We start from the raw sequence: 1555 nt of genomic DNA, 5'->3' as shown, positions 1-1555 counted from the left end.
GCTCACGACACCGACGGAACCGCCGTCGAATCCCTCGACCTGTCCAACGAACGCGAACGTTTGGAACGCGCACAGCGCGACCTCTCGCGGAAACAGCACGGGTCGGACAATTGGGAGAAACAGCGTCGGGTTGTGGCAGAACGCCACGCCGAGTTGAAGAACAAGCGCCGCGACTTCCTTCACAAGCTCTCGAACTACTACGCTCGGGAGTACGACTTGGTGGCCGTCGAGGACTTGGACGCGAAGGGGTTGGTCGAACTACCGGGCAACTCGCGGAACCGGGCAGGTGCGGCGTGGGGGACGTTCCTGCGGATGCTCAAATACAAGTGCGAACGCGAAGGAACGCACTTCGTTGCTGTGAATCCGCGCGAAACGACGAAAGAGTGTGCGTCCTGCGGCGTTTCGACCGAGAAACCGTTGTGGGTGCGCGAACACTCCTGCCCGGCGTGTGGGTTCGAGGCCGACAGAGACGCGAATGCGGCGTGGAATATTCTTTCTCGCGGTGTGAAGAAGCGGTTAGGAGCGGGACGCTCCGAATCAACGCCTGTGGAGACTGCGCTCCCTGTGTCCTCGGTTGTGGATGCAAAGCGCGTCGTGGAAACAGGAAGCCCCACCCTCAAGCGCGAGGGCGTCAGCCCGAGCGGTAGGGTGGGGTAGTTCACGCGTGAGATGAAGCCGACAACTGAGAATCTATCCGCGTTCCCGCCCGTACTCGGGCTTGGATACTTGGCTGGCTCGTTCGGGTGTTAAGCCGACACTCAAATCAGCCAGCGTGTCAAGACCCACGTATGCGCGATCAGCTCCGACGTCATTATCACTCGATTCGCAATCGAATCCTGCGAATTGAACGACGTGAGGTTCACGAGATCCGTCGGTGGCTCGAGGACACGGAGAATCTGCTTCACTTCTCTGTCGTGGTTATCGTACCGCTTCTCATCGGAGCCATCACGTGGATAGCGAACGTCTCACCGGTCGTGTCCTTTCTCGTTTACCCGCCGCTGGCGTCGGGCACATATACGCTGTTTGCTGACCCTGACGGACCGTACTCCTCGCCAACGACGTTCGTCGGTGGGATGACCGCCGGGGCGCTCAGCGGATGGTTCGCGCTCGAAATCGGAACGCGGTTCTGGTACCAGACTCCGGCCGAGCAGTTCCAGGTACAGGCTGGCGTGGCTGCGTTCGGTATTTTTCTCACCGGGATCGTCACGTGGGTCCTCTCACTCGAAGAACCGACGGCGTTTTCGACGGCGCTTCTCGTCCTCGTCACCGGCTCCGACCGGCTGGCGTACGTCACTGGAATCATCGGAGCGAGTCTACTCATCGCCGGCGCCTTCGTACTCTGGCGGCGGCACTTCTATCACGAGCGCGCCCGCTATCTGTACACGTCCACCCACGGTGACGATCAGATCCTTGTACCTGTCCGTGGCGAGACGTCCGAGTCACTCGCCCTCTTTGCCGCACGTCTCGCGGCCGCCCCCGACGCCAGCAAGGTGGTTCTCCTGAGAACAGTCAGTGAGGAGGTCATCGAGGAAACCGAAACGATAGTGGCGGCTAC

General features: G+C 60.8%; 2 protein-coding genes. Both read left to right on the top strand.

What is annotated here, in order from left to right; genetic code table 11:
- A partial coding sequence (locus EXE44_RS15895; protein ID WP_137717913.1) for an RNA-guided endonuclease TnpB family protein occupies nucleotides 1–657 on the top strand: 657 nt, incomplete at its 5' end.
- 131 nt (nucleotides 658–788) lie between these two features.
- Nucleotides 789–1555: HPP family protein (locus EXE44_RS21475; RefSeq protein ID WP_241991844.1), on the top strand; the 767-nt coding region annotated here is incomplete at its 3' end.

The organism is Halorubrum sp. SS7 (assembly GCF_005435055.1).
In the GTDB taxonomy this organism is placed as follows: domain Archaea; phylum Halobacteriota; class Halobacteria; order Halobacteriales; family Haloferacaceae; genus Halorubrum; species Halorubrum salinarum.
The sequence above is the reverse complement of the archived record's forward strand: the minus strand, read 5'-3'. Positions and strand labels throughout refer to the sequence as shown.